Source organism: Bradyrhizobium sp. 18BD, assembly GCF_054185225.1.
The window spans coordinates 40,755-66,025 of the sequence record NZ_JAVAYL010000020.1; the positions used below are offsets into that span (position 1 = coordinate 40,755).

The following is a 25,271-nucleotide window of genomic DNA, read 5'->3' on the forward strand; positions in this document are numbered from 1 at the left end:
GTCATAGTCAAGACAGCAGTACAGACCGAATCCGCGGTTTAATTAGTATTGACTAATGAATTAGCGCAGGCTAATTGAATTTCCATGATCGAAGCCGCCCCCAATCCCGTCACCACCGTGATGCGCGCCCTCGCCGATCCGACCCGCCGCGCCGTGTTCGAGCGCGTGTTCGAAAGCAAGGAGATCAGCGTCGCCGAGCTGACCCGCGGCAGCGGCGTCACCCAGGGCGCGATCTCGCAGCACCTGAAATCCCTCAAGCAGGCCGGCCTCGTCGCCGAGCGCGCCGAGGGCCGCAACGTCTACTACCGCGCCGCGCCGCAAGGTCTCGAACCGCTGGTCACCTGGATGGACCATTACGGCGTGTTCTGGCGCGAGCGCTTCCAGAACCTGCGTGACCTCTTGAAGGAGATCGACCCGTGAGTGCAGCCGCGTTGAAAGCCGAGACAAAGGACATCGTCATCGATGAGATCTTCCCTCACACGCCAGAGGCGATCTGGAAGACGCTGACCAGCGCGCAGCTGATTGCACGCTGGCTGATGCAGCCGACCGGTTTTGAAGCCGTCGAAGGCACGGCCTTCACATTCCAGACCACGCCGGGCGGCAATTGGGACGGCGTCATCCATTGCCGGGTTCTCGAGGTCGTGCCGAACCGGCGCCTCGTCTACGCCTGGAAGGGCGGCGACGAGCGCAACACAGGCTACGGCGCGCCGCTCGACACCGTCGTGACATGGTCCCTCACCCCGGTCGAGGCCGGTACGCGGCTTCGCCTCGAACATGCGGGCTTCGTCATGCCGCGGAACGAGTCCGCCTACACGGTCATGAGTGGCGGCTGGAAGAAGGTCGTGAAGCAGCTCGACGAGATCAGCGGCGAGACGTGAGGAGATAGCGCGATGACAAAGCCCTTTACCGGCGGCTGCGCCTGCGGCGCAATCCGCTATTCGATCGCCAGTGAGCCGCTGTTCAGCAATCACTGCCAGTGCCGGGACTGCCAGCGCGAAAGCGGCAGCGGCCACGGCTCCTACATGACCTTCGCGCGCGACGGTGTCACCGTGACGGGCGAAGCCAGGCACTGGGACATGGTCGGCGACAGCGGCAACGTGAAGACCCGCGGTTTCTGCCCACAGTGCGGGCTGCCTGTTTACCTGACCTTCGCCGCCATGCCCGACATCTTCACCATCCGCGCCGCCAGCCTCGATGAGCCCGCCCGCTACAAGCCGCAAGTGGTGACCTACGCCGCGCGCGGGCATGACTGGGACCGCCTCGACCCTGATCTGCCGAAATTCGCAGGCATGCCGCCGGCGTAAGGCACTAGCCAAAGTCCAGCACCATGCGGCCGTCGATCTTGCCGGCCTTCATGCGGTCGAAGACGTCGTTGATCTCTGCGAGCGGGACCTTGGCGACTTCGGCCTTCACCTTGCCATCCGTGGCGAAGGCAATGGCCTCGTCGAGATCGCGCCGCGTGCCGACGATGGAGCCGCGCACGGTGATGCGCTTGAGCACGACATCGAAGATCGGCGTCGGGAATTCGCCCGGCGGCAGGCCGACGAGGCTGACGGTGCCTTTCCGGCGCACCATCTTCAGCGCTTGCGCGAACGCCGCGGTCGACACCGCCGTCACCAGCACGCCATGGGCCCCGCCCCCGGTCGCCGCGATAACCTTGTCGGCGGCGTCGGCTTCCAGCGCGTTGACCGCGATATCGGCGCCGGTCTCGCGTGCGAGCGCGAGCTTGTCCTCGGCGATATCGACGGCCGCGACCTTGAACCCCATCGCCTTGGCGTACTGAACCGCGACATGGCCAAGCCCACCGACACCTGAGATCGCCACCCACTCGCCGGGCCGCGCGTCGGTCTCTTTCAGTCCCTTGTAGGTGGTGACGCCGGCGCACAAGATTGGCGCGATGGCGGCGAAATCGACCGTCGCCGGCAGTTTTGCCGCGAAGGCAGCCGAGGCGATGACATACTCGGCAAAGCCGCCGTTCACGCTGTAGCCGGTGTTGTGCTGGTGCTCGCACAGCGTCTCCCAGCCGGTCTCGCAATATTCGCATGCCATGCAGGCATCGTGCAGCCAGGCGACGCCAACGGCATCGCCGACCTTCAGGTTCTTCACGCCGGACCCGAGCGCGGCGACGATGCCCGCAGCCTCGTGGCCGGGGATGAAGGGCGGAACCGGTTTCACCGGCCAGTCGCCGGAGGCTGCGTGCAGGTCGGTGTGGCAGACACCGCACGCCTTCACCTTGACCAGAACCTCGCCGGGACCGGGCTGCGGCACCGGCACGTCCTCGATCACCAGCGGCTTGCCGAATTGTCTGACGACTGCGGCTTTCATGGTCGGCATCTGTCTGCTCCATTGCAATACGGAGGGCAGACTAGCGATGCCGGACAGTGCGCCCTTGATTGGTGTCAAACGACACAAATTTATGTGCCGCCGAAACCAAGATGACGATGCCGTGACGGCAGTGGATAGCTGGACGCCGCGTCAGCTATGGAACTTCAGGCCATCGACGATCTTGTCGATCACCTTGCGCTCGGCGCGCATCGCAATGCCGACGAGGTTGAGATCGGCGCGCGCAACCGCCCTCACCGCCTCCCGATTGGCGGCGTCATGCGTGGTCGTGAACATGTCCTCGGTATAGACCGCCGGCTTCACGTTGCGCGTCAGCGCACGATCGAGCGCACGCGACAGCGCGGGACCGTCGGCGCCGTAGATCAGGATCGGCTGACCGATCAGCGAAAGATATTTTGTGCTTGAAGCGTCCTCATAGGGCTCTCCGATGCATTCGGGAAACGCCGCGGCGACGCCGCTGGTGAGAAAGGACGCGACGTTGAGCTTCTGCCAGGCCTGAAGATCGTTGCGGATCACGACGGCGATCTTGGTATCGAACTGCATGCGGTTCCTCAGATGTCATTCCTGCGCGATGCTATGCATCGCCCGGGAATGACAGCAAGAGGAATCAGCCTTTCGCGTCGCAGGCCCAGGCGCGGATCACGCATTCCTTGCCGCCGTATTTGTAGCATTCGCGCGTGGCGGCGTTGAGCGAGGCCGAGATCTTCGGCTTGACGGCATAGCCATAGGCGCCGCAAGGGTTGGACAGATCGATCGACATCGCCGCGCAGGCGTGCTTCATCGTCACGGTCGTGCAGTCGCCCTTGCACTGCTTCTGGGCCGCGGCCCTTGCCTCGTGCTCGGCGCCATAATCAAAGGCCTGGCCATAGGCCCCGCACTTGCCGACCGCAAAGGCGCCGGCGGCGTGAGCTTCTGTAATATAGCGGGCGCCGGCGACACAGACCGACAGCGCAAAGAAAAACATCGCGCAACGGCGCGCGACGACGTTCGAAGCCATGGAAAAACCCCTCCCCCCAAGGCAGGTGAGCCGACTGTAAGCCGCGGTCGTTTCCACTTGGTGAACGAGGAGTTGAAATCGGATGATTGGGAGGTGCCGTAGGGTGGATTAGCCCGCGGCTGCGCGAAGCGCAGTCCGCTGGCGTAATCCACCGCTTCTCCCGCGGCGATGAAAGTGGTGGGTTACGCCCTGCGGCACCGGATTGCGCGGACGGACGTCTTCAACCCTCTGGCTTGCCCTCGCCCGGCCAAGTAGGCTTGCCGCTGCAGCCCGGGGTGAGAAGCTCGATCGCCATGAAGTGTCCGTCACTCGTCGTTCTCGCCGTCCTCTCGGCGACATCCGTATGCGCCGCCGAGCAACAGAGCGGCCTGTTTCGCGACGCCTATACCTGTCCGGATCGAGGACGGTCCTCCATCTGCGTCTACGGGACCATTCCGAAGGGACAGCAGGTGACAGTGATTGCCAAGGGCTGGAAGAGCGCGGCCCAGGTCAAGGAACGGTTCTCGAACAAGAACGAGGAATTCCGCAACGGCGTTGATACCAGCACACGGCTCCAGGTCGCAACCCAGCCGCCGAAGGACGCCTCCATCATCGCCGTCCTGGCTCCGGCAAACGCCGTCAACGAGATCAAGCCCGAGGACGTACAGGATCGGCAGATCGTCGACAGAATTGGTGCTCACATCAAGCGAGCAAAAGAGCTCAACCTCGAGCCCGACATTCGCCTGCTGCAGACGCGCCTGCTCAGGCTGTCTCCGACAATTCTTCTCTCCGAGACATTTGTCAGCCCTCCCGGCGACGTGGCTGAACTGCAGAAGCAACTGCCGACCGGATGCGAGGCTTGCGAGAACGTGCCGCTGATGGTCGGAAGCGGTCTATATGACCTCTTCAAATCGGTCCGCTCATCGAAAAATGACGGCGTGGAGCATACCTGCGGCGGCATCAAGCTGGCTTTCGCGCTGTCCGACCGAACCTATGCCCTCAGCCACGCCTTCACCTGCGAGAGCGACGCGATGATGGCGACGCTGGTCCACGATCTCTCGGGACCGGAGCCAAAGCTGGTGCTCAGGATGATTGGCGGGCTTTAAAGCATGATCCGGAAAAGTGCGCAGCGGTTTTTCGAAAAGATCATGCTCAAACAACAACCTAAAGCGCGATGACGATTCATCCTCATCTTATCGCGCTTTAGGGGCTTCGTAGGGTGGATTGGCGAAGCGTAATCCACCGCCTTCTCTTGCAGCCAGCATGGTGGATTACGCCTTCGGCTAATCCACCCTACGGCACCTTCATCCGCGTCTAGCCGCTTCCAAGGCCTGCGGCGTGTCGATGTCGAGGAAGGCGCTCTCGCCGTCCACGGGCACTTCGGCGACCGCTTCCGTGTGCTTGGCAATCAGATGGCGCGCACCGACGTCGCCATCGAGGGTCATCAATTCCTTGAAGAAGCGGCGCGACCACAGCACGGGGTTGCCGCGGCGGCCTTCGCTGACGGGCACGACGATGAGATTGCCACGGTCCGGTGCAAAGCCGTCGATGAGGCGGTCGATCAGGCTGGCGTCGATCAGCGGCATGTCGCCCAGACAAACCACGGCGCCGTCGCATGTGTCGGGCACGGCCGCAATGCCGGCCTTGACCGAGCTTGCGATGCCGCCGGCGAAATCCGGATTCTTGACGAAGCGCACCTTCAGGCCTTCCAGCGCCTGCTCGACCAGCTCGGTCTGATGGCCGGTGACGACGATCACCTCGGATGCCTTGGACGCCAGCGCCTGCTCGGTCGCGATCCGCACCAGCTTCTTGCCGTCGAGCTCGGCGAGCAGCTTGTTGGAGCCGCCCATGCGGGTCGAGCGGCCCGCCGCGAGCACGATCGCGGCGACCTGGCTGTTGCCTTCGGTCTCGGGCTTTGCGCGCGGCTGCGGCCGCGTCACGATCTCCATCAGCAGGCCGCCGACGCCCATGCCCATCAGCTCGGAGCGCGTCACCTTGATGCCGGCGAGCAGCCGCATCAGCACCCAGTCGAATCCGTTCTCGACCGGCGAGCGGGCGCAGCCGGGCGCGCCCAGCACCGGAACGCCGCCGGCCCGCGCGATCAGCAGCAAATTGCCGGGATCGACCGGCATGCCGAAATGCTCGATCTCGCCGCCGATGCCGGTGACCGCCGCCGGGATCACGTCGCGGCGGTCGGCAATCGCGGACGCCCCGAACACGATGACGAGCTCGGCGCCGAGGCCGAGCAATTCCTTGATCGCGGCTGACAGCGCGCGTTCGTCGTGCTGCACACGCCGCTCGGCGATGATGCTGGCGCCGGCCGGCGCAAGCCGCTCCGCAGTGACACGCAGGGTCTTGTCGACGACCTTCGAAGACAGCCCCGGCAGCAGCGTCGAGACCACGCCGACGCGCTTGATGACGTAGGGCGCCACCTTCAGCACGTCCTTGCCGGCGGCCTTCACCGCGGCATCGCGCAGATCTCCCTCGACGCCGAACGGGATGATCTTGACGGTGCCGACCATCTCGCCCTCGACCACCGGCTTGTAGGCGGTGAGTGTCGCAAACGTGATGGCCTCGTCGATGTTGTTGATGCGGTCGACCGCGGCGCGGTCGATCACCAGCACGCCCGGGTTTGCTGCGAACAGATTGGCGCGGCCGGTGAAGGCGCGCTCGACATGAATGCCCTCGCCGCCGACGGCGAGCGCAATGCTGGCGGCCGCGACGTCCTCGGAGACGTCGCCCGCCTCCATCCGTACCACCACGACGTCCTTGATGCCGGCGCGCGTCAGCGCCTCGACCTGGGCAGGACCAATGGTCGTGCCCTTCTTCAGCACCAGCGGTCCCTGGCGGAGGGTGTGGACGGTCACCCCGCCGATCGCATCCTTGGGGCTCGCCGGACCGAACTTCATGCCGCTTCTTCTTTTTCTTTTGGTGGCAGGCGGAGCACCGCCGTGATCTCGGCCATGATCGACACCGCGATCTCGGACGGCGAGACCGCGCCGATCGCAAGGCCGATCGGCGCGTGGATGCGCGCGATGTCGCTGTCTCTGGCGCCCTGTGCCCGCAGCCGGTCGCCGCGCTTGGCATGCGTCTTCCGCGAGCCGAGCGCGCCGATATAGAAGCAGCCACGCTCGAAGGCGTGCAGCAGCGCGGGATCATCGATCTTGGGATCGTGCGTTACCGCGACGAAGGCCGTGTAGGCATCGACATTGAGCGGCGGCAGCGCGGTGTCGGGCCATTCGGCGACCAGCGGAATATCGGGGAAGCGCTCGGGGCTCGCAAAGGCCGTGCGGGGATCGACGACGGTGACGTCATAGCCCAGCGAGCGCGCCAGCGGCGCCAGCGCCTGGCTGATATGGACCGCGCCGATGATGACGAGCTTTGCGGTCGGCGCGTAGACGTTGAGGAACAGCTTCTTGCCGCCGGCCTCGACATGGGCGCTCTTGCCCATGCGAAGCTGCTTGTCCAACTCGTCCCGCAGCGGGTCCTTGGCGAAATCAGCCGCCTTTACCAGCCGCTGCTCGCCGGTCTCGGTGTCGGTCACCAGAATGGCCGGCCGGCGCGCGGCGCGCTCGGCATTGAGTTCGTGCAGGATTGCGAGCTTCACGGCTAGCCGACCTTCTCGACGAAGACGCGGATGGTGCCGCCGCAGGACAGCCCGACATTCCAGGCGGTCTCGTCGGCGACGCCGAACTCCAGCATCCTGGGCTTGCCGCTCTCGATCACGTCCATGGCCTCGGTGACCACCGCGCCCTCGACGCAGCCGCCGGAGACCGAGCCCAGGAACGTGCCCTCGTCATTGATGACGAGGCTCGAGCCTGCCGGGCGCGGGGCCGAGCCCCAGGTCTCGACAACCGTGGCCAGCGCGACGCCACGGCCGGCCTTCCGCCAGTCCTCCGCCGCCTTCAGAATATCCTCGTCGCGATCGAGCATGGTGGGCCTCTCAGGCTGCGGAGCGGATCAGGCTGCGGTGATGCGGCGGCAGCGGCCGGGAGAGCGTAGTGATCAGCTCCTGGATCGAACTCAAATTATGCACGGGGCGGAATTCGTCAACGTGGGGAAGCATCATTTTGATGCCCTGGGCCTTGGCCTCGAAGCCGCTGAACCGCAGCAGCGGGTTGAGCCAGATCAGCCGGCGGCAGGACCGGTGCAGCCGGTCCATCTCGAAGGCCAGCTTGGAATCGGCCTCCCGCTCCAGCCCGTCGGAAATCAGCAGTACGATGGCGCCCTGGCTCAGCACCCGCCGCGCCCACAATTTGTTGAAGTTGTGCAGCGAGGCCGAAATCCTGGTGCCGCCGGCCCAATCCTCGACCGAAGCCGAGCAGCTCGCCAGCGCCTCGTCCGGATCGCGCTGGCGCAGCGCCCTCGTGACGTTGGTGAGACGGGTGCCGAACAGGAACACCGAGACGCGCTTGCGGGCGTCGGTGATGGCGTGGAGGAAATGCAGGAACAGGCGGGTGTACTCGCTCATCGAGCCCGAAATATCGAGCAGCGCCACGATCGGCGCGGGTTTCTCGATCCGGCCGAGGCGATGGATGTCGATGATGTCGCCGCCGGTGCGCAGCGACGCACGCAGCGTCCGGCGCAGGTCGAGGCGCAGCCCATGCGGATCGGGGCGATGCCGGCGCGTCAGCAGTTCGGCCTGCGGCAGGTGCATCCGATCGATCGCGCGCAGCGCCTCGGCGATCTCCGCCGCGCTCATCTGCGCGAAGTCTTTCTTCTGCAGGATCTCCTTGTCGGAGACCGACAGGCGCAGATCCTGCTCCTGGTGCTGCGGCGTCTCGGTCATGCGCGGCTGCGACATCGCCTCCTGCACGCGGCGGGCGCCGGCCTGCGGCTTCTTCTTGGCCTGCTCCGGCAGCGGCACCGAATCCAGCATGTGCTTCCATTCTTCCGAGGCGCGGAAGAACAGGTTGAAGGCCTGCTTGAAGATCAGCGCATGCTCGTGCCGCTTGACGAAGATCGCCTCCAGCGTGGTGAAGACGTCGGCGCGGTTGCCGATGTCGATCACCTGCAGCGCGCTCATGGCATCGATCACCGCGCCCGGCCCGACCGGCATGCCCGCAGAGCGCAGTGCACGGGCGAAGCCGACGATGTTGTCGGCGAACTGCTCGGTTTGCTCGGGGGCAAGATGGTTGATGGCCATGGTTGTTCCCATCTTCCCGTCATTCCGGGGCGCCGCGCGAGCGGCGAGCCCGGAATCCATAACCACGATCGGGAGTATGGATTCCGGGCTCGCGCTACGCGCGCCCCGGAATGACGAGTTAGTTATGACGCACGCGCGTCAATTCTCGCTCGTCGCTTCCTTCAGCACCTTTTGCAGGGTGTCGCCCTGCATGCGGGTGATGTCGTCCTGGTACTTGAGCAGCGCGCCCAGCGTGTCGCCGACCACTTGCGGGGTCAGCGAGCGGGCATCGAGCTCCGACAGCGCGGTGGCCCAGTCGATGGTCTCGGCAACGCCAGGCGATTTGTAGAAGTCCTGGTTGCGCAGCGCCTGCACGAAGCGCACGACCTGCTGCGACAGCTTTGCGGAGATGCCAGGCACGCGCGTCTTGACGATCGCGAGCTCGCGCTCGGCCGCGGGGTAATCGACCCAGTGATAGAGACAGCGCCGCTTCAGCGCGTCATGGATCTCGCGGGTGCGGTTGGAGGTGATGATCACGATCGGCGGGCTCGGCGCCTTCACGGTGCCGAACTCCGGGATCGTCACCTGGAAGTCGCTGAGGATTTCGAGCAGATATGCCTCGAACGCCTCGTCGGCACGGTCGAGCTCGTCGATCAAGAGCACCGGCGGTCCCGCAACGTCAGGCTCCAGCGCCTGCAGCAGCGGCCGCTTGATCATGTAGCGATCGGCGAAGATGTCGCTGGAGAGCTGATCGCGGTCGGTGTCGCCGGCGGCTTCCGCCATCCGGATCGCGATCATCTGCGCGGCGCTGTTCCACTCATAGACGGCGGAGGAAACGTCGAGGCCCTCATAGCACTGCAGGCGGATCAGCTTCCGCCCCAGCGCCGCCGACAGCACTTTTGCGATCTCGGTCTTGCCGACGCCGGCCTCGCCTTCGAGAAACAGCGGCCGGCCCATGCGCAGCGACAGATACGTCACCGTCGCCAGCGACCGCTCGGCCAGATAGCCGCGCGAGGTCAAAAGTTCGAGCATCGCATCGACCGATGCCGGCATGGCACCGGAAGAAGAGGTCGCTGAAGTCATGAAGGAGCCAGTCTCGCTACGCCCTCACCGGGACAAGTTTGGCCGAGGCGTGAGGTTCACTCACCCCTTGGCGTTGGCGGCATCGAGGGCGCGCCGGGTCAGCACGCCGATGAGGTGCGCGCGGTATTCGGCGCTGCCGTGGATGTCGCTGTTGAGCCCTTCCGCCGGCACCTCGATGCCGTCCAGAGCCTTCGAGGCGAAGCGCTTCTTCAACGCCTCCTCGAACGCCTCGACGCGGAACACGCCTTCCGAGCCGGCACCGGTGACGGCAACACGCACGTCCGACGGACGCCGCGCCACGAACACGCCGACCAGCGCATAGCGCGAGGCCTGGTTGCGGAACTTGATGTAGGCCGCCTTCTTCGGCAGCGGGAACATCACCTTGGTGATGATCTCGTCGGCTTCCAGCGCGGTCGTGAACAGGCCCTGGAAATATTCCTCGGCCTTGAGGCGGCGCTTGTTGGTGACGATGGTCGCGCCCAGCGCCAGCACGGCAGCCGGATAGTCCGCGGTCGGATCGTTGTTGGCGAGCGAGCCGCCGATCGTGCCCTTGTGGCGCACGGCGGGATCGCCGATGCCGCCGGCGAGGCTGGCGAGCGCCGGGATCGCCTCACCGACGACGGCGGAGGTCGCGACCTCGGCGTGCTTGGCGGTAGCGCCGATCACCAGCGAGCGGCCCTTCATCTCGATCGTATTGAGCCCCTCGATATGGGAGAGGTCGACCAGATGCGGAGGGCTGGCGAGGCGCTGCTTCATCACGGGAATCAGCGTGTGGCCGCCGGCGATGACCTTGGCGTCTTCGTTCTTCACCAGGAGGTTGGCGGCCTGCCGCACGGTCCCGGGGCGATGATATTTGAATTCGTACATCTGAATGTCCTGATCGCGGGATGCGGGCGGTCTTTAGGCGAGATCGGATTTCGCCATCGCCTTGGCGCCGGCGGAGATCGAGGCGACGATGTTCTGGTAGCCGGTGCACCGGCAGAGATTGCCTTCCAGCTCCTCGCGGATGGTGTGGTCGTCGAGCTCGTGGCCCTTGCGATGGACGATGTCGATCGCGGTCATGATCATGCCGGGCGTGCAGAAGCCGCACTGCAGGCCGTGATGCTCGCGGAAGGCCTCCTGCATCGGATGCAGCGGCGCGCCGTCGGCGGCCAGCCCCTCGATCGTCTTGATCTCATGGCCATCGGCCATCACGGCAAGCGTGGTGCAGGACTTCACGGCCTTGCCGTCGAGATGCACGACGCAGGCGCCGCACTGCGAGGTGTCGCAGCCGACATGGGTGCCGGTCAGGCGCAGATTCTCGCGCAGGAACTGCACCAGGAGGGTGCGGGGGTCGACATTGGCCGTAACAGGATTGCCGTTCACGATGAGGGAGATTTTTGCCATAAGCACTCTCTATCAGCGCCCCGACGGGTCCCGTCGAAGCGGTTCTTATAATTATTCCAACCCATCATATGGGCCATTGTCCCCTGGGGCAACATCGCCCGGGGCGCAACCGGCCATGCCGAAAGGCGATAGGACTCAGCCCTGTACCGCCTTGGCGAAGTTCGCGAAAAACTCGTCGGCCAGCTTCTTGGCGGCACCGTTGATCAGGCGCTGTCCGAGCTGCGCCAACTTGCCGCCGATCTGCGCCTCGACGTCGTAGGAGAGCAGCGTGCCGCCGTCCTTCTCCGCGAGATTGACCACCGCGCCGCCCTTGGCGAATCCGGCGACCCCGCCCTCGCCTTCGCCGGAGATCTTGTAGCCGTTCGGCGGGTCGAGATCGCTCAAGGTGACCTTGCCCTTGAAGCGCGCCGACACCGGGCCGACCTTCATTTTTGCGGTCGCGCGGAAGCCGCCGTCCTCGGTCTTCTCCAGCTCCTCGCAGCCGGGGATGCAGGCCTTCAGCACCGCGGGATCGTTGAGCTTCTCCCACACGGCCTCGCGCGGCGCCGCAAGCTGGACTTCGCCATTCATTGTCATGGCCATGGGGGCATCTCCCGGATCGCATCAGAATAATATTGCTCAAGTAACGCACAGAGGCCGCAAAGGAAAGGGTGGCCCACGGTCACGTGCAATGCATATTCGCAACTGCAAAAAGCTTGCGCTGGCGGTTTGGGATTGGCAGAGCCGGGGCATGGTGATTAGGTCGCGCGCAACATGAGCACAGCCCTCTCCCCCCTGCTCGCGCCGATGCTGTCGAGCGCAGCCATGCGCGCCGTCTGCGACGACCGGTCGACACTCCAGAACATGCTCGATTTCGAGGCAGCCCTGGCGCGGGCCGAAGCCGCGACCGGCGTGATTCCGGAGGCCGCGGTGGGCCCGATCGAAGCCGCCTGCAAGGCCGATTCCTTTGACGTGGGCGCGCTGGCCGAAGCCGCAACGCGATCCGGCAATCTCGCCATTCCCCTGGTCAAGGTGCTGACCGCAGAGGTCGCGAAGGCCGACGCGGAAGCCGCGCGCTATGTGCATTGGGGCGCGACCAGCCAGGACGTCATCGACACCGCGACCATGCTGACGCTCCGCGCTGCAATCGATGCGATGGACGCCGACCTCAGCCGCGCCATCAAGGGTTTTGCCACGCTGGCGCGCAAGCACCGCGGCACCGCCATGGTCGCGCGGACCTGGCTCCAGCATGCGCTGCCGATGCCGTTCGGGCTGAAGGCCGCCGAATACGCTTCGAGCCTCGCCCGCGCCCGCTGCCGCCTGCGGCGGCTCGCCCGTGAAGGCCTCGCGCTGCAATTCGGCGGCGCGGCCGGCACGCTCGCCGCGCTCGGCGACAAGGGGCTCGCGGTTGCCGAGAAGCTGGCGCAGGAGCTGAATCTGCCGCTGCCGGAGGCGCCCTGGCACACCCATCGCGACCGCATAGCGGAGGCCGCTTCAAGCTTCGCGATCCTCGCGGGAAGCTGCGGCAAGATCGCCCGCGACGTCTCGCTGCTGATGCAGACCGATGTCGGCGAGGCGTTCGAGCCGGCCGGCGAAGGCCGCGGCGGCTCCTCGACCATGCCACACAAGCGCAACCCAGTTGCGGCCGCGAGCGCGCTTGGCTGCGCGACCATGGCGCCGCAGCTCGCCGCGACGATCTTTGCAGCCCAGGTGCAGGACCACGAGCGCAGCGCCGGGCCCTGGCATGCGGAATGGCCAACGCTGCCGCAATTGATGCTGGTCACCTCGGGCGCCCTCGCCGCCATCGTCGACATCGCCGAAGGGCTCGAGGTCGATGCCGCGCGCATGCGCAGCAACCTCGATGCGACGCATGGACTGATCATGGCGGAAGCGGTCACCTTTGCGCTCGCCGACAAGATCGGCAAGAGCGATGCGCATCATCTGATCGAAGCCGCAAGCAAGCGCGCGGTTGCCGAGAAGAAGCATCTGCGCGAAATTCTCGCCGCCGATTCGCAGGTCACTGCACATTTGACGCCCGAGAAGATAGCGGCACTATTTGAGCCGATGGCCTATCAAGGGGCGTCGCAAGCCCTGATTGACCGGCTGCTCGACAGCCTCGACCGAGACTAATTATTTGAGCAAGATCTTGTCGGAAAACCGCTGCACACTTTTCCGGATCATGCTCCAAAACGGAGACGCTGCATGCCCATGATCGATGCCGACGGTTGCCTGATCAACGTCTCCGTCGAGGGCCGCGACGGCGGGCCGACCCTGATGCTCTCCAATTCGCTCGGTTGCACGCTGCAGATGTGGGAGCCGCAGATGAAGGCGCTGACGCAGGTGTTCCGCGTCATCCGCTACGACCGCCGCGGCCACGGCAAGTCGAACGTGCCCCTCGCCCCCTATACGATGGAGCGCTTCGGCCGCGACGTGCTGGCGATCCTCGACGATCTCAACATCGAGAAGGTGCATTGGTGCGGCCTGTCGATGGGCGGCATGGTCGGGCAATGGCTGGGCGCCAATGCGCCGGAGCGCTTCGGCAAGCTCATCCTCGCCAACACCTCCTGCTACTATGCCGAGCCGACCAAATGGCTGGAACGCATCGACGCCGTGAAGAAAGGCGGCCTCGCGGCGGTCGCCGATGCCGTGGTGGCGGGCTGGCTGACCCAGGATTTCCGCGAGCGCGAGCCTGACATCACCGCGAAGATGAAATCGATGCTGCTCGCCACGCCCGTCGAAGGCTATCTCGCCTGCTGCGAAGCGCTGTCGACGCTCGACCAGCGCGCGCTGCTACCAAAGATCAAGAGCCCAACGCTGGTGATCGCCGGCCGCCACGACATGGCAACGCCGATCTCCGCGGGTGAGCTGATCCGCTCCAACATTCCCGGCGCCAGCATGACCATCATCGACGCCGCCCATATTTCAAATGTCGAGCAGCCGCACGCGTTCACCGACGCGGTGGTGGGCTTCTTGACGCAGCGCTGACCGCACAACGCCGTCATTGCGAGCGCAGCGAAGCAATCCAGAAATCCCTCCGCAGAGAGATTCTGGATTGCTTCGTCGCTACGCTCCTCGCAATGACGGAGAGGAGGAGACACCATGGACGATCAGAAGCGCCGCGATGCCGGCATGAATGTGCGCCGCAAGGTGCTGGGCAATGCCTGGGTCGACAAGTCGATCGCAAACCGCAATGCGTTCAACACCGACTTCCAGGACATGATCACGCGCTATGCCTGGGGCGAGATCTGGACCCGGCCGCATTTCGACGAGCGCACGCGGCGCGTGCTCGTGATCGGCACCATGGTCGCGCTCGGGCAATGGGATGAATTCCGCCTGCATGTGCGGGCGGCGCTCGCCGAGGGCGGCTTCACCCCCGACGACATCAAGGAGATCCTGCTGCAGCAGGCGATCTATTGCGGTGTGCCGGCGGTGAACCACGCCGTCAAGGAAGCCTCAGCGATTGTGCAGGAGCTCGGCCTGCTCAAGGGCTAGCGGCGCTGCAGCCTCGACGGTCTTCGGTGCGGCGTCGGGCCGTTCGATCACCACCACGATGGCGGCACCGAGCAGCAGCAGCAGCTCGGTGGCGTGCAGCCGCAGCGCGGCCAGCTCGCCGACCTTGGAGGCCATCACCATGCTCGCAAACGAAATGATGCTGCCGATCGCAAGCGCGATGCCGAGCGCCTCGTCGCTTCCGCCGTTCTTGCGGACGCGCGGGATGCAGAGCAGTGCAAGATAGATCGCAAAGAACGCCACGACAGTCAGCCGTCCCAGCGCCAGCAGCCAGGCGGCGCGCACCGTCTCCGTCCCCGCCATCTGGAGCTTGTCACTGAGGAACAGCGCCACCGCGACACTCGGCCGCTCATAGAGGCCGTGCACCGGCGCCACCATGATGTTGAAGGCGACCAGGGTCCAGGCCGGGATGAAATAGGCCGCCAGCAGCGCGCCGTTGACCGAGCCGATCCGCCAATTCCTGAACATGCCGCTTCCCGCTTCGTCTACCACGCGCCTTCAATGAGAAGGCTTTGCGGGGAGCTAACTCGCATGAGACTGTGGCGGCAATTTAAACCCTTTGTTTACCTTAACTGCCCTGTGGATCGCGGGGCCGAAAAGCGGCCAAGGAAAGCCCCGCCTTTACGGCGGGGCCTTCCTCGCTACCCTTCGCTCTTGGCTCCCTACTAACTTGGCTCCCTACTAATTGTCCTGGCCGCGCTGGCCGCCCTGCTGCTGGCCGGGCCGGTCGCCCTGGCGCATCGGGTCCTTCTGCTGCTGCTGTCCGGGTTTCTGACCGCCACCCTGCTGCTGCCCTGGCTGCTGATCTGCCTGTTGTCCTGGGCGCTGCTGACCGGGGCTCTGATTCTGCTGGCCCGGATTCTGGTTCTGCTGCTTCGTCATTGGGGGACACTCCCTTGTTGGACGTCAGTGCAGAGACAACGACCGGCATCCATTTCGGTTGCTTGCGGAACCCGGTTCCTCGCGACTGCGGGAACTGGGATATGACATCCGCAACCGAAATGACCTCTGTACAAGCCTTTATGCCGAGGCATGGCCAGTTGCAGCCGCCAGTTCCCTCCTGTTACAAAACGGGAAGAACGCTCAAGGGCTGCCGGGGCCCGAGAAGAAACTTAAGCACTCCTCTCGAAGAGCTCCCTTTGAGTCGCGTCAGGTTTGGGTAACGGCAGCCTATGGATTATTTCGCCCAGCAGCTCATCAACGGCCTCGTGCTCGGCTCCATCTACGGCCTGATCGCGATCGGCTACACGATGGTCTACGGCATCGTCGGCATGATCAATTTCGCCCATGGCGATGTCTTCATGATCGGCGGCTTCATCGCCCTCATCACCTTCCTGATCCTGGTCTCGTTCGGCCTGACCGCGATCCCGGTGATCCTGCTCGTGGTGCTGCTGGTCTCGATGGCGATCACCGCACTCTATGGCTGGACCATCGAGCGCATCGCCTACCGGCCGCTGCGCCATTCCTTCCGCCTCGCGCCGATGCTGTCGGCGATCGGCATGTCCTTCGTGCTGACCAATTACTCGCAGGTGGCGCAAGGCGCCCGCGTCAAGCCGATCCCGCCCTTCATCACCGGCGGCTACACGCTGCATGAGAGCACCGACGGCTTCGTCATCCAGCTCTCCAACATCCAGATCATGGTGGTCGTCACCACCATCGTGCTGCTGGCGCTGTTCACCTGGCTCGTCTCGCGCACCCGGCTCGGGCGCGACATGCGCGCCTGCGAGCAGGACCAGACCATGGCGGCGCTGCTCGGCGTCGACGTCGACCGTACCATCTCCATGACCTTCGTGATCGGCGCCGCGCTCGCCGCCGTCGCGGGGCTGATGTACCTGCTCTATTACGGCCTCGTCGACTTCTTCATGGGCTTCGTTGCCGGCATCAAGGCCTTCACCGCGGCCGTGCTCGGCGGCATCGGCTCGCTGCCGGGCGCCATGCTCGGCGGCCTTGCGATCGGCCTGATCGAGACGTTCTGGTCGGCCTATTTCTCGGTCGAATACAAGGACGTCGCGGCGTTCTCGATCCTGATCGTCGTGCTGATCTTCATGCCGACCGGCCTGCTCGGCCGTCCCGAAGTCGAAAAAGTCTGACGGGCGCGCGCGTGACAGCTCCCTCGACCCACACGACCAAACCTGCAACGGGCATCCCTGCCCTCCTCAAGACCGCCTTCATCAACGCGCTGATCGCGCTGGTGCTGTTCTCGCTGATGGTCGGCATCCGCACCGAAGCGGGCTCCGACGGCCAGCTCACCTATTGGACCCGCTTCGGCGAGCTCGCCTCCCTCGTCGCCGCCGTGTTCGGCGGCTCGATCGTGATCGAGCTGTTGCGGCAATGGATCGGCCCCACAGGCGCCGAGAAGCTGGTCCCGCCGGCCGTGCAGAGCGGCATGTCTTTCGTGGGCCGCTATCTCGCGCCGGCGCTGTTGATCTTCACGCTGCTGGTGCCCGTCATCTTCTATAACCAGCGCTACATCCTCGACCTCGCGATCCTCGTCCTGACGTATGTCATGCTGGGCTGGGGACTGAACGTCGTGGTCGGCCTCGCCGGCCTGCTCGATCTCGGTTACGTCGCCTTCTACGCGGTCGGCGCCTATTCCTACGGGCTGCTCGCCACCAATTTCGGCTGGTCGTTCTGGATCTGCCTGCCGCTCGCCGGCATCCTCGCAGCGTTCTGGGGCGTGCTGCTCGGCTTTCCCGTGCTGCGGTTGCGCGGCGACTATCTCGCCATCGTGACGCTGGCCTTCGGCGAGATCATCCGTCTCGTCATCATCAACTGGCAGGAGCTGACCGGCGGCCCTAACGGCGTCTCCGGCATTCCGCGTCCCACCTTCTTCGGCATTCCGCTCGACAACAGTGACGACGGGTTGGCGGCAAAACTCGGCATCGAATACTCGCCGACCCACCGCATCGTCTTCCTGTTCTATCTGATCCTGGCGCTCGCGTTGCTGACCAACTGGGTCACGATCCGCCTGCGCCGCCTGCCGATCGGGCGTGCCTGGGAAGCCTTGCGCGAGGACGAGGTCGCCTGCCGCGCGCTCGGCATCAATACCACGACGACGAAGCTCACGGCGTTCGCGACCGGCGCGATGTTCGGCGGCTTTGCCGGCGCGTTCTTCGCCACGCGTCAGGGCTTCATCAGCCCGGAATCCTTCACCTTCCAGGAATCGGCGCTGGTGCTCGCCATCGTCGTGCTCGGCGGCATGGGCTCGCAGCTCGGCGTGGCGCTTGCCGCGCTTGCCATGATCGGCGGCTTCGAATTGTTCCGGGGCCTGGAGGGCTACCGCATGCTGGTGTTCGGCATGGCGATGGTGCTGATCATGATCTGGCGGCCGCGCGGCCTGATCGGCCATCGCGCGCCGACCGTGTATCTGACCAAGGCGCAGGCGATCTCCTCCGACCTCGTCAAGGAAGGCCACGGATGAGCGGCGACAAGATTCTCAGCGTCGACCGTCTGACCATGCGCTTCGGCGGCATCGTCGCCGTGCAGGACCTCTCTTTCGCTGCCGAGCGGAAGAAGATCACCGCACTGATCGGACCGAACGGCGCCGGCAAGACCACCGTCTTCAACTGCATCACCGGCTTCTACAAGCCGAGCGGCGGCGCCATCCGCCTCAGCCATGACGACGGCCGGGTGATCGCGCTGGAGCGGCTCAACGATTTCCGCATCGCCAAACAGGCCAAGGTGGCGCGCACCTTCCAGAACATCCGCCTGTTTCCCGGCATGACCGCGCTGGAAAATCTGATGGTGGCGCAGCACAACGCCTTGATGCGCGCCTCCGGCTTCACCTTCCTCGGCCTCGTCGGCGCACCCGTCTATCGCGACGCCGAGAAGCATGCGATCGATCTCGCCACCGATTGGCTGAGGCGCGTCAACCTGCTCGACCGCGCCGACGATGCCGCCGGCAATCTCGCCTATGGCGACCAGCGCCGGCTCGAGATCGCGCGCGCGATGTGCACCGAGCCTGCGCTCTTGTGCCTGGACGAGCCCGCCGCCGGTCTCAATGCGCGCGAGAGCGCCGCGCTCAGCGAGCTGCTGCTCTCGATCCGCAACGAGCTCGGCACCTCGATCCTGCTGATCGAGCACGACATGTCGGTGGTGATGGAGATCTCCGACCACATCGTGGTCATGGACCATGGCGTCAAGATCGCCGAAGGCTCGCCGCGCGCAGTCCGCGACGATCCCAAGGTGATCGCCGCCTATCTCGGCACCGACGAGGACGAGGCCGCAGCCGTGATGGAGGGCGGATCGTGACGTCTCCCACTCCGCTGCTCGCGATCCGGTCCTTGCACGCCGCCTACGGCAAGATCGAGGCGCTGAAGGGCGTCGACGTCGAGATCAACGCCGGCGAGATCGTGGCGCTGATCGGCGCCAACGGCGCCGGCAAGTCAACCCTGATGATGACGATCTTCGGCAAGCCGCGCGCCCGCGCCGGCCAGATCCTGTACGAAGGCCGCGACATCACGGACGTACCCACTCACGAGATCGCGCACTTGCGCATCGCGCAATCGCCGGAGGGGCGCCGCATCTTCCCGCGCATGAGCGTGGCCGAAAACCTCCAGATGGGAGCGGACGCCACCGGATGCACCGATGCGGAACGCGAGGCGACGCTGCAACGCGTGTTCACGCTGTTTCCGCGGCTGAAGGAACGCTACGCCCAGCGCGGCGGCACGCTGTCCGGCGGCGAGCAGCAGATGCTGGCGATCGGCCGCGCCCTGATGAGCCGCCCGCGCCTGCTGCTGCTCGACGAGCCCTCGCTCGGCCTCGCGCCGCTGATCGCCCGCCAGATCTTCGATGCGATCCGCACCCTGAACCGGCAGGACGGCCTGACAGTGCTGATCGTCGAGCAGAACGCCAACCATGCGCTCAAGCTCGCCCATCGCGGCTATGTCATGGTCAATGGCCTGATCACGCTGGCGGGCACCGGCGCCGAATTGCTGCAGCGCCCCGAGATTCGCGCCGCCTATCTGGAAGGCGGCCGGCACGGCTGACCGGGCAAAAGTGCGGCGGAATGCGTCGAGATATCTACGCCAGTGCCCGTATTTTGCCGGTGACTTCTCCTCGAATTCATTCAAGAATGGCGCCGGTTTGGACCGGGCCTGCCCGGCAACTTCCACAGGCGACCACCCGCGAGGTATCTCATGAAATCACTGAAGCTCATCGGTCTGGCATTCGGCGCATCGCTCGCGCTGTCGAGCGCGGCATTCGCGCAGGATGTCACCGTCGCAGTCGCCGGTCCGATGACCGGCGGCGAATCCGCCTTCGGCCGCCAGATGAAGAACGGCGCCGAGATGGCGGTCGCTGACATCAACGCCGCCGGCGGCGTCAACGGCAAGAAGCTCGCGCTCTCCGTCGAGGACGATGCCTGCGATCCCAAGCAGGCGCGCTCGATCGCCGAGAAGATCGCCAGCGCCAAGATCCCGTTCGTCGCCGGGCACTATTGCTCGTCATCGTCGATCCCGGCATCCGAAGCCTATGCCGACGGCAACGTGCTCCAGATTACGCCCGCCTCGACCAACCCGCTCTTCACGGAGCGCAAGCTCTGGAACGTGGCGCGCGTCTGTGGCCGTGACGATCAGCAGGGCCTGATCGCCGCGCAGTACATCGCCAAGAACTTCAAGGGCAAGAACATCGCCATCCTCAACGACAAGACCACCTACGGCAAGGGTCTGGCGGATGAGACCAAGAAGGCGCTCAACAAGGCCGGCGTCACCGAGAAGATGTACGAGTCCTACAACAAGGGCGACAAGGATTTTAACGCGATCGTCTCGCGCCTGAAGCGCGACAACATCGATCTCGTCTATGTCGGCGGCTACCATCAGGAGAGCGGCCTGATCCTGCGCCAGATGCGTGACCAGGGTCTCAAGACGATCCTGATGGCCGGCGACGCGCTCGCCGACAAGGAGTACGCCTCCATCACCGGCCCCGCCGGCGAAGGCACCCTGTTCACCTTCGGCCCCGATCCGCGCGAGAAGCCGACCGCCAAGAAGATCGTCGACGCCTTCAAGGCCAAGAACATCGATCCTGAAGGCTATACGCTCTACACCTACGCGGCGATGCAGGTCTGGTCGCAGGCGGCCAAGAAGGCCGGCACCACCGACGCCAAGAAGGTCATGGAAGCGATGAAGGCCGGCAAGTGGGACACCGTGATCGGCCCGATCGAGTACGACGCCAAGGGCGACATCAAGCAGCTCGACTACGTCGTCTACAAGTGGGACGCCAAGGGCGGCTACGCCCAGATCAAGGGCAACGGCACCTAACGCGTTGCGGGGCCTCAGGCTGCCAATCAATCAAAATCACGCCCCGGCTTACCCCCGGGGCGTTTCTTGTTGCGGCAAGCTCAGACGGCTGCGGGCAGCTCGCCGGCCGCCGCGGCCTGGGCCTTCCGCAGCGCCTGCAACAGGTCGTTCGGCCGAAACGGCTTTTGCAGGCAGACCACGTTGGCCAAATGAGGCGCTTGTTCCATGAAATCCAGTGCGGTCATCCCCGACACCGCGATGATCGGAAGCTCCGGCGCACGCTCGCGCAGGCTCGCGATGACATCGACGCCGCTGGTGTCGCCAAGGAAGATGTCGACGATCGCCGCGTCAAACGGGCCTTCGTCGAAGGCCTTCAGCCCGGCCACGCCGCTCTCGGCCTCCGCGACCTCGAAACGATTGACCCGGAGCACGATCGCGAGCATTGCGCGGACGTCCTTCTGGTCGTCGATGATCAGAACGCGGAGCATTGGGGATAACTCCCGGATATTGATATCAAAATCGGATGATTCAAACCTGGAACCCACGACGGCTTGAGGGCATTATGGCACCGGTCGGTAAAGCGCATCTTACCCGGCCCCTATTCCGCGTTCTCACCAAAGTTAAGTAAGCTGTAACCATCGGTTGAGTCGTGCCCGCACCGGTTCATGATGCGAGCCCAGAACCCGCTACCATGGAGCCAGGGGGCGAGGGCCGTATGAAGTCGGCGAAGATGGCAAAGACCGGTCTGCGAGAGATGGACGTGCCCCCAACGATCGACCGAAGCACATTCCTTTCGACGCTGCCGGCCAGCGCCGCCGACCGCACCGCAGCATTGGCGATCGTCGGCATCTCCTCGATCCTGTTCGCACTCGCCGTTCCGTTCGCGGGCATCCCGCTCCTGCCCGTCCCCGGCTTCGTTGCGAGCTATCAATCGGCCCTCGCGGTCAGTGACGTCATCACCGCGGTGCTGCTGCTGTCGCAGTTTTCGGTGCTGCGAACCCGGGCGCTGCTGTTGCTCGCGACCGGTTATCTCTTCACCGCCGCGGCAGCGCTGGTCCACGCCCTCACCTTCCCCGGCCTGTTCACACCGACCGGACTTTTCGGCGCGGGGCGGCAAACCACGGTCTGGCTCTACATGATCTGGCACGCCGGCTTCCCGCTGTGCGTGCTGGGCTATGCCTGGCTCAAGGAGGCCGATGGCGGTGCCAGGATCCGCGGCAAGACGACCACGGCGATTTATTCCAGCGTATTCGGCGTCATCGTCGCCATGGCTCTGTTCACCTGGATCGTCACCGCCCAGCACGATCTGCTCCCGGTCCTGCTGCGCGACGGCCACTACACGCCGACCATGATCGGCGTCGTGTCCTTCGTGTGGTCGTTGAGCTTCGCCGCGCTCGTCTCGCTCTGGTTCCGCAGGCCGCATTCGGTGATCGACGTCTGGCTCATGGTGGTGATGTGCGCCTGGCTGTTCGACATCGCGCTCTCGGCGATCGTGAACGTCGCCCGCTTCGATCTCGGCTTCTACGCGGGCCGCCTCTACGGCCTTTGCTCGGCGACCTTCGTGCTCGCGGTGCTCCTGGTCGAGAACGTCCGCCTCCAGGCGCAGACCGCGGGCATGGTCGGTGCGTTGCAGCGCCGGTCGGACGCCGAGCGCGATTATCATGCCGAGCGCGAGCGCCTGTTCACCGCCGTCGTCGAATCCTCCAACGACGCCATCATCACCAAATCACTCGACGGCACCATCACCACCTGGAACACCGCGGCCGAACGCGTCTTCGGCTACTCTGCCGACGAGGCGGTCGGCCGCCCGATCGACATCATCCTGCCGGAGGATCAGCGCCAGGACGTCGCCGAGAATCTGGCTCGCACCCGCAACGGCGAGGTGATCGACCAGTGGGAGACGATCCGGCTGCACAAGAGCGGTCAGCCGATCGACGTGGTGCTGAGCCAGGTCCCGCTGCGATCGACCGACGGCAAGATCATCGGCGCATCGAAGGTGGCCCGCGACATCACCGAGCGCAAACGGACCGAGACGGCGCTCAACCGCGAGATCGAGGAGCGCCAGCGCATCTTCGAGACCTCGCAGGACCTGATCCTGGTCACCGACGGCTACGGCAATTTCGTGCAGGTCAGCCCCAGCGTGAAGAACATCCTGGGCTTCACCCCGGACGACATGGTCGGGCACAGCGCGATCGAGTTCATCCACCCCGATGATCTCGAGAAGACGCGCGGCGAGATGCGCGCGGCACGACGTGGCGCGGTCAAGCGCAGCTTCGAGGCGCGCTACTATCACTACGACGGCCACGAGGTCACGCTGAACTGGATGGGCACCTGGTCCGAGCCAGTGAAACGCCACTTCTTCATCGGCCGCGACCTGACCGAGAAGCAGGCGGCCGAGGCTCAGCTCCGGCAGGTCCAGAAGATGGATTCGATCGGCCAGTTGACCGGCGGCGTCGCCCACGACTTCAACAACGTGCTGACCGTCATCACCGGCACGATCGGCATTCTGGCGGATGCCGTGGCCGACCGGCCGGAGCTTGCCGCCATCACCAAGCTGATCGACGATGCCGCCGAGCGCGGCGCGCAGCTGACCAAGCACCTGCTCGCCTTCGCCCGCAAGCAGCCGCTCCAGCCGCGCGAGATCGACGTCAACGCGCTGGCGCTCGAGGCCGCCAAGCTGCTGCATCCGACGCTGGGCGAGCAGATCACCATCATGCCGCAGCTGACCGAGGACGCCTGGCCGACCCTGGTCGATCCGGGCCAGCTCTCCACCGCGATCCTCAACCTCGCGCTGAACGCGCGCGACGCCATGCCCGACGGCGGCACGCTGGTGCTCGAGACCCGCAATGTCTTCCTCGACGACGTCTATGCCAGCATGAACCCCGATGTCGTCGCCGGCAATTACGTGATGATCGCGGTCAGCGACACCGGCAGCGGCATTCCCGCCGAGTTGCTCGAGCGCGTGTTCGATCCGTTCTTCACCACCAAGGAGGTCGGCAAGGGCACCGGCCTCGGCCTCAGCATGGTGTTCGGCTTCGTCAAGCAGTCCGGCGGACACATCAAGATCTACAGCGAGGAAGGCCACGGCACGAGCGTGAAGATCTACCTGCCGCGCTCCACCGGCGTCCAGGAGACCGAGTACGAGTCGCTGCAGAACGTGCCCATCGCCGGCGGCGACGAGAAGATCCTCATCGTCGAGGACGACGCCCTGGTGCGGCAGTATGTCGTGACCCAGGTCAAGAGCCTCGGCTATGCCGCGCTGGAAGCGGCCAACGCCGCCGAGGCCCTCACCATCATCGATGCCGACAAGGGGATCGACCTGCTCTTCACCGACGTCATCATGCCGGGCGCCATGAACGGCCGCCAGCTCGCCGACGAGGCCGCACGCCGCCGCCCCGACCTGAAGACGCTGTTCACCTCGGGCTACACTGAAAACGCCATCGTCCATCACGGCCGGCTCGATTCCGGTGTGCTGCTGCTGGCCAAGCCTTACCGCAAGTCCGAGCTCGCCAAGATGCTCAGGACGGCGCTGGCGAGCTGAGCCAAGGATAGCTGTAAGGGTAGCGGTCAGTGTAACGGTGCGCTATCGCTGGCGTCCGCAGCGCATGGAGTGCCGACCTTGAAAAACCTTCTCACCGATATCGCCGGCGTCCGTGTCGGCCACGCCGTCGATGCCAAAGTCGCCTCCGGCACGACCGCAATCATCTTCGACTCCCCGGCGGTCGCGGCGATCGACGTCCGCGGCGGCGGACCGGGCACCCGCGAGGACGCGCTGCTCGATCTCGCCAACACCGTCGAGCGCGTCGATGCGATCGCGCTGTCGGGCGGTTCCGCCTTTGGCCTCGATACCGGCGGCGGCGTCCAGGCTTGGCTCGCCGAGCAGGGCCGCGGCCACCGGGTTCGCGAAGCGCTGATCCCGATCGTGCCGGGCGCGATCCTGTTCGATCTCCTCAATGGCGGCGACAAGGCCTGGGGCCGCTTCTCGCCCTATCGCGACCTCGGCTACGCCGCCGCCGCTGCCGCCGGCACGGACTTCGCGCTCGGCAGCGCCGGCGCGGGTTTCGGTGCCACCACCGCGACGTTCAAGGGCGGGCTCGGCTCGGCTTCGGCGGTGACGCCCAGTGGCGTGAAGGTCGCGGCGATCGTCGCCGTCAACGCCGTGGGCAGTGTCACCGTCGGCAACGGTCCGTGGTTCTGGGCAGCACCGTTCGAGGTCGACGGCGAATTCGGCGGACGCGGCCTTCCAGACAAATTCACCGACGACATGCTGGCGATGCGCATCAAGGGCGGTCCTGCGGCAAGCGCGCGCGAGAACACAACCATCGGCGCCATCGTCACTGACGCGATGCTGACCAAGCCCCAAGCCAAGCGTCTCGCGATGATCGCGCACACCGGCTTTGCCCGGGCGATCTACCCGGTGCACGCGCCGACCGACGGCGATGTGCTGTTTGCGGCTGCGACCGGCGAGAAGCCGATCGAGCCGCTGGTCGGCCTCACCGAGCTCGGCACCGTCGCCGCCAACGTGGTCGCGCGCGCGATCGCACGCGGCGTCTACAGCGCGACAGCGTTGCCGTTCCCCGGCGCGCAGCCGGCGTGGAAGGATCGGTTCGGCGGATAGTTAGCCCCGCCTTCG

28 protein-coding genes are annotated in these 25,271 nt (G+C 65.3%); 14 read left to right on the top strand and 14 right to left on the bottom strand.

The features are described from left to right. Window positions 1-84: 84 nt before the first annotated feature. The 3 genes from RAD16_RS30505 to RAD16_RS30515 are packed head-to-tail and all read left to right on the top strand — an operon-like array spanning window position 85 to window position 1,304. Complete coding sequence (locus tag RAD16_RS30505; RefSeq protein ID WP_011088398.1) at window positions 85-420, top strand: ArsR/SmtB family transcription factor; 336 nt, start codon at window positions 85-87, stop codon at window positions 418-420. Next, window positions 417-878: an SRPBCC family protein gene (locus RAD16_RS30510; RefSeq protein WP_458161529.1), complete on the top strand. Its 462-nt coding sequence runs from the start codon at window positions 417-419 to the stop codon at window positions 876-878. The genes RAD16_RS30505 and RAD16_RS30510 overlap by 4 nt, the downstream gene beginning before the upstream one ends. A gap of 12 nt (window positions 879-890) precedes the next feature. Beyond that, a complete protein-coding gene (locus RAD16_RS30515; protein ID WP_458161530.1) occupies window positions 891-1,304 on the top strand; it encodes a GFA family protein in 414 nt (137 codons plus the stop codon). 4 nt (window positions 1,305-1,308) lie between these two features. Here RAD16_RS30515 and adhP read toward each other — a convergent pair whose 3' ends face one another. From adhP to RAD16_RS30530, 3 genes are all read right to left on the bottom strand, one after another. After that, complete coding sequence (gene adhP, locus RAD16_RS30520) at window positions 1,309-2,334, bottom strand: alcohol dehydrogenase AdhP (protein ID WP_458161531.1); 1,026 nt, start codon at window positions 2,332-2,334, stop codon at window positions 1,309-1,311. Between the two features lie 141 nt (window positions 2,335-2,475). After that, window positions 2,476-2,886: a DUF2000 family protein gene (locus tag RAD16_RS30525; RefSeq protein ID WP_458161532.1), complete on the bottom strand. Its 411-nt coding sequence runs from the start codon at window positions 2,884-2,886 to the stop codon at window positions 2,476-2,478. Window positions 2,887-2,950: 64 nt separating this feature from the next. Continuing rightward, window positions 2,951-3,340 carry a DUF4189 domain-containing protein gene (locus RAD16_RS30530; RefSeq protein WP_458161533.1) on the bottom strand — a complete coding sequence of 130 codons (390 nt, stop codon included), beginning with the start codon at window positions 3,338-3,340 and terminating at the stop codon, window positions 2,951-2,953. 86 nt (window positions 3,341-3,426) lie between these two features. Between RAD16_RS30530 and RAD16_RS30535 the strand changes: the two genes are divergently transcribed. Further along, window positions 3,427-4,425 carry a hypothetical protein gene (locus tag RAD16_RS30535; protein WP_458161534.1) on the top strand — a complete coding sequence of 333 codons (999 nt, stop codon included), beginning with the start codon at window positions 3,427-3,429 and terminating at the stop codon, window positions 4,423-4,425. Window positions 4,426-4,623: 198 nt separating this feature from the next. Here the strand turns inward: RAD16_RS30535 and RAD16_RS30540 are convergent, their stop codons facing one another. The 8 genes from RAD16_RS30540 to RAD16_RS30575 all read right to left on the bottom strand — a co-directional run bounded on the left by RAD16_RS30540 (window position 4,624) and on the right by RAD16_RS30575 (window position 11,495). Then, entirely contained in the window at window positions 4,624-6,228 is a 1,605-nt protein-coding gene (locus tag RAD16_RS30540) for an NTP transferase domain-containing protein (protein ID WP_458161535.1), read from the bottom strand. Next, the gene (locus RAD16_RS30545; protein ID WP_458161536.1) at window positions 6,225-6,926 is read right to left on the bottom strand and encodes an XdhC family protein; all 702 of its coding nucleotides are present in this window, start codon (window positions 6,924-6,926) and stop codon (window positions 6,225-6,227) included. Before RAD16_RS30545 ends, RAD16_RS30540 begins: the two co-directional genes overlap by 4 nt. Before the next feature lie 2 nt (window positions 6,927-6,928). After that, window positions 6,929-7,252, bottom strand: a complete 324-nt coding sequence (locus tag RAD16_RS30550; protein WP_458161537.1) for an XdhC family protein — start codon at window positions 7,250-7,252, stop codon at window positions 6,929-6,931. A gap of 10 nt (window positions 7,253-7,262) precedes the next feature. Then, window positions 7,263-8,465 carry a vWA domain-containing protein gene (locus tag RAD16_RS30555; RefSeq protein ID WP_458161538.1) on the bottom strand — a complete coding sequence of 401 codons (1,203 nt, stop codon included), beginning with the start codon at window positions 8,463-8,465 and terminating at the stop codon, window positions 7,263-7,265. 138 nt (window positions 8,466-8,603) lie between these two features. Next, window positions 8,604-9,527 (bottom strand): AAA family ATPase, encoded by a 924-nt coding sequence (locus RAD16_RS30560; RefSeq protein ID WP_458161539.1) that lies wholly within the window; start codon window positions 9,525-9,527, stop codon window positions 8,604-8,606. A 60-nt stretch (window positions 9,528-9,587) separates the two neighbouring features. Further along, window positions 9,588-10,394, bottom strand: coding sequence for an FAD binding domain-containing protein (locus tag RAD16_RS30565; protein WP_458161540.1), 807 nt, complete (start codon window positions 10,392-10,394; stop codon window positions 9,588-9,590). Between the two features lie 33 nt (window positions 10,395-10,427). After that, window positions 10,428-10,913, bottom strand: coding sequence for a (2Fe-2S)-binding protein (locus RAD16_RS30570; protein ID WP_458161541.1), 486 nt, complete (start codon window positions 10,911-10,913; stop codon window positions 10,428-10,430). Window positions 10,914-11,048: 135 nt separating this feature from the next. Continuing rightward, on the bottom strand, window positions 11,049-11,495 hold the full coding sequence (locus tag RAD16_RS30575; protein ID WP_458161542.1) for an SRPBCC family protein: 447 nt from the start codon (window positions 11,493-11,495) through the stop codon (window positions 11,049-11,051). A 171-nt stretch (window positions 11,496-11,666) separates the two neighbouring features. Here RAD16_RS30575 and RAD16_RS30580 point away from each other — a divergent pair, with 171 nt between their 5' ends. The 3 genes from RAD16_RS30580 (at window position 11,667) to RAD16_RS30590 (ending at window position 14,384) form a co-directional block, all read left to right on the top strand. After that, window positions 11,667-13,022 (top strand): 3-carboxy-cis,cis-muconate cycloisomerase, encoded by a 1,356-nt coding sequence (locus tag RAD16_RS30580; protein WP_458161543.1) that lies wholly within the window; start codon window positions 11,667-11,669, stop codon window positions 13,020-13,022. 72 nt (window positions 13,023-13,094) lie between these two features. Then, entirely contained in the window at window positions 13,095-13,877 is a 783-nt protein-coding gene (gene pcaD, locus RAD16_RS30585) for a 3-oxoadipate enol-lactonase (RefSeq protein WP_458161544.1), read from the top strand. Window positions 13,878-13,991: 114 nt separating this feature from the next. Beyond that, on the top strand, window positions 13,992-14,384 hold the full coding sequence (locus RAD16_RS30590; protein ID WP_458161545.1) for a carboxymuconolactone decarboxylase family protein: 393 nt from the start codon (window positions 13,992-13,994) through the stop codon (window positions 14,382-14,384). Here the strand turns inward: RAD16_RS30590 and RAD16_RS30595 are convergent. Together RAD16_RS30595 and RAD16_RS30600 are read right to left on the bottom strand one after the other, a co-directional pair. Further along, window positions 14,346-14,870, bottom strand: coding sequence for a hypothetical protein (locus tag RAD16_RS30595; protein ID WP_458161546.1), 525 nt, complete (start codon window positions 14,868-14,870; stop codon window positions 14,346-14,348). The genes RAD16_RS30590 and RAD16_RS30595 overlap by 39 nt on opposite strands. Before the next feature lie 213 nt (window positions 14,871-15,083). After that, window positions 15,084-15,284: a hypothetical protein gene (locus RAD16_RS30600; RefSeq protein ID WP_458161547.1), complete on the bottom strand. Its 201-nt coding sequence runs from the start codon at window positions 15,282-15,284 to the stop codon at window positions 15,084-15,086. 290 nt (window positions 15,285-15,574) lie between these two features. Here RAD16_RS30600 and RAD16_RS30605 point away from each other — a divergent pair, with 290 nt between their 5' ends. The 5 genes from RAD16_RS30605 to RAD16_RS30625 all read left to right on the top strand — a co-directional run bounded on the left by RAD16_RS30605 (window position 15,575) and on the right by RAD16_RS30625 (window position 20,659). Next, window positions 15,575-16,492, top strand: a complete 918-nt coding sequence (locus tag RAD16_RS30605; protein WP_326904664.1) for an ABC transporter permease subunit — start codon at window positions 15,575-15,577, stop codon at window positions 16,490-16,492. An 11-nt stretch (window positions 16,493-16,503) separates the two neighbouring features. After that, window positions 16,504-17,823 carry a high-affinity branched-chain amino acid ABC transporter permease LivM gene (gene livM, locus RAD16_RS30610; RefSeq protein ID WP_458161548.1) on the top strand — a complete coding sequence of 440 codons (1,320 nt, stop codon included), beginning with the start codon at window positions 16,504-16,506 and terminating at the stop codon, window positions 17,821-17,823. Next, window positions 17,820-18,653: an ABC transporter ATP-binding protein gene (locus RAD16_RS30615; protein WP_458161549.1), complete on the top strand. Its 834-nt coding sequence runs from the start codon at window positions 17,820-17,822 to the stop codon at window positions 18,651-18,653. The genes livM and RAD16_RS30615 overlap by 4 nt, the downstream gene beginning before the upstream one ends. After that, the gene (locus RAD16_RS30620) at window positions 18,650-19,390 is read left to right on the top strand and encodes an ABC transporter ATP-binding protein (protein ID WP_458161550.1); all 741 of its coding nucleotides are present in this window, start codon (window positions 18,650-18,652) and stop codon (window positions 19,388-19,390) included. Before RAD16_RS30615 ends, RAD16_RS30620 begins: the two co-directional genes overlap by 4 nt. 150 nt (window positions 19,391-19,540) lie before the next feature. After that, entirely contained in the window at window positions 19,541-20,659 is a 1,119-nt protein-coding gene (locus RAD16_RS30625; protein WP_326904660.1) for a branched-chain amino acid ABC transporter substrate-binding protein, read from the top strand. 80 nt (window positions 20,660-20,739) lie between these two features. Here the strand turns inward: RAD16_RS30625 and RAD16_RS30630 are convergent, their stop codons facing one another. Further along, window positions 20,740-21,126: a response regulator gene (locus tag RAD16_RS30630; RefSeq protein WP_458161551.1), complete on the bottom strand. Its 387-nt coding sequence runs from the start codon at window positions 21,124-21,126 to the stop codon at window positions 20,740-20,742. 227 nt (window positions 21,127-21,353) lie between these two features. On the opposite strand from RAD16_RS30630, the gene RAD16_RS30635 reads away from it, so the two are divergent. After that, window positions 21,354-24,179 (top strand): PAS domain S-box protein, encoded by a 2,826-nt coding sequence (locus RAD16_RS30635; protein WP_458161552.1) that lies wholly within the window; start codon window positions 21,354-21,356, stop codon window positions 24,177-24,179. A gap of 78 nt (window positions 24,180-24,257) precedes the next feature. Further along, window positions 24,258-25,256 carry a P1 family peptidase gene (locus RAD16_RS30640; protein ID WP_458161553.1) on the top strand — a complete coding sequence of 333 codons (999 nt, stop codon included), beginning with the start codon at window positions 24,258-24,260 and terminating at the stop codon, window positions 25,254-25,256. Window positions 25,257-25,271 lie beyond the last annotated feature (15 nt).